Raw genomic sequence first — 6,000 nt, forward strand, 5'->3', positions numbered from 1 at the left:
TTGACAGGATCATGACCGCACGACCCACCACAAGGACGGGCGTACGCGCCCGCGAGATGAACCTCTACCGCCGCTACTTCGACCTGGTCGCCGACGGCCGCAAGACCATCGAAGTCCGCGTCCAATACCCCAACCTGCGAAACCTCACCGCCGGCGACCATATCCGGTTCGTCTGCGGCCGCGACGACGCCCTCACCCGCGTCAAACGCGTCACCCGCTACCGCACCTTCGAAGAGATGCTAGACGCCGAAGGCCCCGAGAAGGTCAATCCGACCAGCCCCCGCGACCAGCAACTCGCCAACATCCGCCGCATCTACGGCCCCGAGAAAGAAGCCCTCGGCGTCCTGGCCATCGAGATCGAGCTGGTCGACGACCCCACCCTCTGATCACCAACCCACCGGCCAACACCCGAACGGCCAGTGGCGATACCCTGGCGCTCTTCAGCCCTCAATCGCCTGGCCGTTCGGGGCTGCTCAACTCCGGGTCGGAACACCAGGTCAGGGCCATATCCGCCCGATTCTTCCCGAGTACTACGGCCACCCCTGGTGCCGCCGCACCGATCGCACCGTCCCAGGGGAGCCGTTGGCCTGCGGCCAAGGAACAGCCTTTCCCCTGTTCTGTCCGACCATCTCGGTAAACTGGCGTTGTAGCTGGTGATCGACAGGAGGTGTGGCATCGTCATGACCGTCCAGCGAGTCGAAGTTCCCCATCCTGAGATCGAGAGGACCTTCACCGCGGTTCGGGCGGCCCTGCCCGCCGCCAACGTCGCCGCGTTCGACGCCGAGCTGGAAGCGATCACTCACGCCGATGTCGTCGACCTGGCCGCGCTTGATGACTTCCTGTCCGGCTGGTGGCGTATCGCCACGCGGGCGGCCCGCGACCCCCAGGACTGGCAGCGGATGCACACCGAAGCCGAAGAAGTCTTTTCCGGCCGCCGCTCGACGGGTCCGGCCCTGGCCGAGGTCCTGGCCCGGCGTGGAGCCCGGCGGTAGGTGTACGCCATCCGCATGGGCAGCGATATCGCGGAAGCCCAGATCGATGATCTATCCGATCCCGAAGTCGATGTCCTGCTGGACATCTACGAGGTGCTGCGTCTGACTCCGGACAATGGTCGCGAGCTCAGCCAGACCGGCAACATGTACGTCTGGGACTACAAGGGCATCTCGGTGACCTACGTCCTTCTCGGTCAACAGCGGGAAGTGGCTGTTCTACGAGTGGATCGCTTCCCCATCTAAATCACTTGACCTGCAGGAACGTATCCGGTCGGTGGTGCTCGAGCCCGCCGAGTACACCGTGCTGAGTCCGGAACGCGAGGACTACCTGCGGACGCAGATCGCGCACCGATTAGGTTTCCGCGCCGCGCCCGTCTGTACGTGTGAGATCGACACGGGAGGCTGGCACGATGCGGAAACTGATCTTCGGCATGAACGTGACCCTGGACGGCTACATCGCCGCGACCGGCGACGACATCGGCTGGAGTGCATGGCCTGCCCTCTACGGGCCGTCACAGGTCGTGCAATCGGCTGTTGGTGTCCTTGCCGCTAGTCCCCTCTACGAGGGCGGGAAGGAAGTGAGGCACCATGCCTTACGGTTGCCGCCGGAACGTCGAGCTGAGGTATGGCTTCCGCGCAGCGATCGGGGCCATCATGTTGGCGGCGGGGTGCGCGAGCATCACCGGCAGCCCGGGAACCGGGGGCGGTGGGGAAGCCGGACGGCGGACGCACGAGGCCGGGGGGACGGCGAGTGGGCCCGCCACCGGGCTGGGTGATCCGGCGGCGGTCGCCGCGGCGTATGTCATCGCCTCGGGCAGCGGTGGCGCTCCCAACGAGGCGGAGCACCGTGTTCGGGCGATGGTCACCGAACGGTTCGCCCGCACCATGAGGCGCGCCCCTGCCGCCGGCGGGACGGTTCGGGTGGAGCAGGTGTTCGTGCCCGATGGGGCGCCCTCCCCCACCGCTGACCAGCGCTATCTGACCGTCACCGGATTCCGGGGCGACCGGCCGCTGCAGGTGTCGCTGCGCCTGGTCCGCGTCGGCGGGCGGTGGCTCGTCGACGAGGTCTTCCTGTTCTGATGGGAGGGTGGCGCTGGGCGGTGGCCGCCAGCGTGGCCGCGTTCATGACCCCGCTGCTGATCGTCGTGTTCACTCTCGCCCAAGCCCCCGTCGACGACGCCGGGAAGGCGGTGCCGAGCGAGTTGGCGCTCAAGGACATCCCGCCGGAGTACCTGCGCTGGTACATGGACGCGGCCCAGATCTGCCCGCACCTGTCATGGACCGTGCCGGCGGCTGTGGGAAAGGTCGAGTCCGACCACGGCCGCGACCCCGCCTCCCGGCACCCGAACTCGGCCGGGGCGCATGGGCCCATGCAGTTCCTGCCGGCCACGTTCGCCGCACACGCGGTCGACGGGAACGGCGACAGCCGTACCGACATCGACGACCCGGCGGACGCGATCTACAGCGCGGCCGCCTACCTGTGCGCCACGGGCGCGGCCACCGATGTGCGACGGGCGCTGTTCGCCTACAACCACGCCTGGTGGTACGTCGACCGGGTGCTCGCCAAGGCCGCCGCGTACGGCACTGCCACCACCGCTGTCGTCGCCGGCGACCTTGTCGCGGTGGTCATCGCCTACGCCCGACGGCAGATCGGCAAGCCGTACATCTGGGGCGGGACAGGCCCGGCCGGGTACGACTGCTCGGGCATCGTCTACGCGGCCTACAAGGCGGCGGGGGTGACGATCCCGCGGACGACGTTCGAGCAGTGGCCTTTCGGCGTCCGTATCCCGGCCGGGCAGGAGCAGCCCGGCGACCTGGTCTTCTTCTCCTCCGGCCCCGGCAACGGCCCGGGCCGTCCAGGGCACGTCGCTCTCGTCATCGGAGGCGGTCAGGCCATCGAGGCCCGCTGCACCCGGTGCGGCCCGATCAAAATCACCGCGTACGGCTCCCGCGGCAACATCGTCGGCTTCACCCGCCCTCTGGCCAACCCCGCGTTGAAGCGGCAACTCGCGGCGAAATAGGAGTACAGCCGCACGGTAGGGAATCAGCTGAAACGGCAACGTCCCAACTGGGGCTCTGCCACAGCCTGTCGATCGATCGTCACGCCCACGCCCCTTCGAGGGGTCCCGTAGCAAAGAAGAAATTTCCAACGGAGTAGCCTCTGACCAGGATTGATACGGACCCCCATGGCTAAGGTCTCGATTCGCTTACGGTGTTGACCATGAGGGACGACAAGCCGGAGTTCGGGTACGGCGCGGTGGTCGCCCGTTGTGGACGGCGCGAGACCGGGACGCTGAGGTCATCCGGACGGTGCTGCGCAAAGCGGGGCGTCGGGAGTCGGGGTGTCGTTGGCGAACGTGCCACCAGGTGCCATTTAGGTTCTCACCTGCGAAATCTCAGTCGGGCTGGCGGGGACCGTCCTATGGTCGGTGTCGAGGACGTTCGGGACCGACGCGTATTGGATGGTCGACGTCGACGACGTTCCCGACCGTCGCCTGCCCGGCCGGCGGTGGCTGTTCAATGAGCGCGACCTGACCGCGGTGGAGGCCACCGGCGGCTGAACCTCCGGCCCCACATCCGGACGTCCTTTCACCGCACCCCTCTCCGTCCCCCAGGAGGCCCTCGTGGGTCACCCGCATGGGCCGCACCCGGCCCGGCCCTGGACCGCCGCCGCCTCCGCCGCCGGGGGCGGCGGCACCGTACGCTCCGCCGCACGGCTACCCGTACGCGCCGGGGATGCCCGCCCGGCCGCCCGTGTCGCGGCGAATGCGGACGGGTGCTGCTCGCGGCCGCCGCCGTTACTAGTCGCCTGTCACGCCGGCCAGGAGCTTCGCCGTGTCCTCCGGCGACTCCACCGGGAAGTGGTGGCTGCCCAGGTCGACGAGCACGATGTCGAGCCGGTCACCGTAGCGGTCGATCGCTTCCTGCGTGATGAGGTCACGGATCGCGAATACGGTGATCGGCTGCTTCGTCTCGCGCAGCGCCGCGTCCATGTCCCAGCGCACCAGACCCTCGATGGAACGCAGTCCGGCAGGCTGACGCACAGCGACCATCTTCTCGAAGTACGCGTCCTTGAGAGCCGGGTCGGTCCCGACCGGCGAGCCTCCCTCCACCAGGCCCCGCACCCCCGCGGCGAAGTCCTCCTCGAACACGCGCAGCACCGCCTCGGCCTGCTCCTCGCCCATGGCCGGGAACAGAGACAGATAGTGCAAGGCGTCGAGCGCGACCACGTGCGAGACCCTGTCGGGCAGCAGCCGGCCCACCTCGACGGCGACCGCCCCGCCGAGGGAATGCCCGGCCACGACCACCTCATCCACCGACTCGGCCTCCAGCACCGCGGCCACGTCGCGGGCGAATTCTTCCATCGTCCAGATTTCCCGCGCCGACCGCGACTCGCCGTGCTCGGCGAGGTCGATCGCCAGTACGCGATGGTCGTCGGGCAGATGGTCGGTCACCGCGTCGAAGTCGCCGCGATCGCACGCCCAGCCATGGATGAGCGCCAGGGCCGGCCCTCCCGCCGGACCTCTGGCCGTGTAACGGATGGTCGTGCCGCCGGGTCGCCGGACCCCCCGGTTCCGCCTGGTCCTGAGAATAGCTGTCATGATTCATCCTTTTAAATCTGTAGGGATGTCTTCGTCGGAGCCTCAGTCGCAGGGGACCATGGCAATGTGGCGCTGGAGCCGTAGCCGGTTCAGACGCAGGGCGAAGGCGGAGAAGGTGATCAGCGCGATCGCCAGCGCGTAGATCACGGTGGCGGACCTCAATCCCAGGGCGGTGACGGCGATGCCGCCGAGCACGGCGGGCACGCTGTTGCCCAGGTAGTTGATGACGTTCGCCAGGGCGAAGACCGCGCCCCGCTCGTGCGGCCTGGCGATCCTGGCGAAGGTGCCGAACGTGGCCAGCGCCGAGGCGCCGAACCCGATGCCCGCGACGACGGTGCCGGCCGCGGCGAGCCAGGCGAGATCGTCCACCACCCCGGCGAGCGAGATCAGGGTGCCGAGCCCGAGCATCGCCGCGGCCGGGGCCAGCAGCGAGGACGCCGGGCGGGAGCGGAGCAGGGCGACCGCGAGCGCTCCGGTGCCCGCCAGCAGCGTCACGACGACACCGCCGATGAGATGGCTGCGCAGCCCCAGCAACTCCGCGGCGACCGACGGGCCGAGGGAGAGGTACATGCCGCCCAGCGCCCAAGTGGCGATCATCATCGGCACCAGCGGGACGATGTCCGCGCGCAGATGTGCGGGCATCGCCACCCGCGGGCGAAGGGAGGCCAGCGCTCCCGGCCGGCGCAGCGACGTCTCCGGCAGGAAGGCGACGACCACCGCCGCCAGCACCATGGCGCCGAGCAGCAGCGCGTAGACCAGCCGGGTCGGCGCCGGACCGAACTCCACCAGCACACCACTGCCGACGGCGCCCAGAGCCAGCCCGGTCAGAGGCGCCACCGACGTGACCACGCCCGCCCGCCCGCGGGCCTGCCGCGGTTCGAGATCGACCAGAGTGGCACTCAGCGCCGTCGTCGCCGCCCCTGTCGCGACGCCCTGCAGCACCCGCGCGGCGGCCAGCACCAACACGTCCCCCGCGGCGAGGAACAGCACCAGCGCGACCACCTCCAGTCCGATCGCCGCGGCGAGCACCGGCCGGCGGCCGAGATGATCCGACAGCGCTCCCACGACGAGTAACGAGCCCAGCAGGCCGAACACGTAGAGAGCGAAGACCACGGTCAGCACCCACGCCGTGAACCGCCACTGCTGCTGATAGATCACGTAGATCGGGGACGGCGCGCTGGAAGCACCCAGGAAGACCACCAGGACGGCGCCCACGGACGAGAAGGCACCCCTCCACGGCCGGCGGTGCGGACCCGCGACGGGCGGTGCGGCGCCAGAGGACGCGGTACCGGAAGATTCAACAGACACTGACACCTCGCAGTGATCGTTGCATTAGCGGCTGTGAATGTACCACAAAAGCAGTTATCGCTGCGAAAAAGAGCAGCGATCGATGCGATAATGGAGAC

General features: G+C 68.9%; 8 protein-coding genes and 1 pseudogene. 7 read left to right on the plus strand and 2 right to left on the minus strand.

The genetic code is table 11. The annotated features are described in order from the left end of the window. Positions 1 to 11: 11 nt before the first annotated feature. The 7 genes and pseudogenes from ACQP1K_RS29400 to ACQP1K_RS29430 all read left to right on the plus strand — a co-directional run bounded on the left by ACQP1K_RS29400 (position 12) and on the right by ACQP1K_RS29430 (position 3,553). A complete protein-coding gene (locus tag ACQP1K_RS29400) occupies positions 12 to 386 on the plus strand; it encodes an ASCH domain-containing protein (protein ID WP_433501822.1) in 375 nt (124 codons plus the stop codon). 294 nt (positions 387 to 680) lie between these two features. Beyond that, a complete protein-coding gene (locus ACQP1K_RS29405) occupies positions 681 to 992 on the plus strand; it encodes a DUF6247 family protein (RefSeq protein WP_433501751.1) in 312 nt (103 codons plus the stop codon). Continuing rightward, complete coding sequence (locus ACQP1K_RS29410; protein ID WP_433501752.1) at positions 993 to 1,235, plus strand: hypothetical protein; 243 nt, start codon at positions 993 to 995, stop codon at positions 1,233 to 1,235. 167 nt (positions 1,236 to 1,402) lie between these two features. Continuing rightward, positions 1,403 to 1,480, plus strand: a pseudogene (locus ACQP1K_RS29415) (dihydrofolate reductase family protein); the annotation flags it as partial. Positions 1,481 to 1,580: 100 nt separating this feature from the next. Then, positions 1,581 to 2,072, plus strand: a complete 492-nt coding sequence (locus ACQP1K_RS29420) for a hypothetical protein (protein WP_433501824.1) — start codon at positions 1,581 to 1,583, stop codon at positions 2,070 to 2,072. 20 nt (positions 2,073 to 2,092) lie between these two features. Next, entirely contained in the window at positions 2,093 to 3,013 is a 921-nt protein-coding gene (locus ACQP1K_RS29425) for an NlpC/P60 family protein (RefSeq protein ID WP_433501753.1), read from the plus strand. A 408-nt stretch (positions 3,014 to 3,421) separates the two neighbouring features. Then, the gene (locus ACQP1K_RS29430; protein ID WP_433501754.1) at positions 3,422 to 3,553 is read left to right on the plus strand and encodes a hypothetical protein; all 132 of its coding nucleotides are present in this window, start codon (positions 3,422 to 3,424) and stop codon (positions 3,551 to 3,553) included. A 240-nt stretch (positions 3,554 to 3,793) separates the two neighbouring features. Here the strand turns inward: ACQP1K_RS29430 and ACQP1K_RS29435 are convergent, their stop codons facing one another. Continuing rightward, positions 3,794 to 4,594: an alpha/beta fold hydrolase gene (locus ACQP1K_RS29435; protein ID WP_433501755.1), complete on the minus strand. Its 801-nt coding sequence runs from the start codon at positions 4,592 to 4,594 to the stop codon at positions 3,794 to 3,796. A 42-nt stretch (positions 4,595 to 4,636) separates the two neighbouring features. Continuing rightward, the gene (locus tag ACQP1K_RS29440; protein WP_433501756.1) at positions 4,637 to 5,809 is read right to left on the minus strand and encodes an MFS transporter; all 1,173 of its coding nucleotides are present in this window, start codon (positions 5,807 to 5,809) and stop codon (positions 4,637 to 4,639) included. Positions 5,810 to 6,000: the final 191 nt, after the last annotated feature.

The sequence above is a fragment of the Sphaerimonospora sp. CA-214678 genome, from assembly GCF_050942215.1.
GTDB lineage: Bacteria > Actinomycetota > Actinomycetes > Streptosporangiales > Streptosporangiaceae > Sphaerimonospora.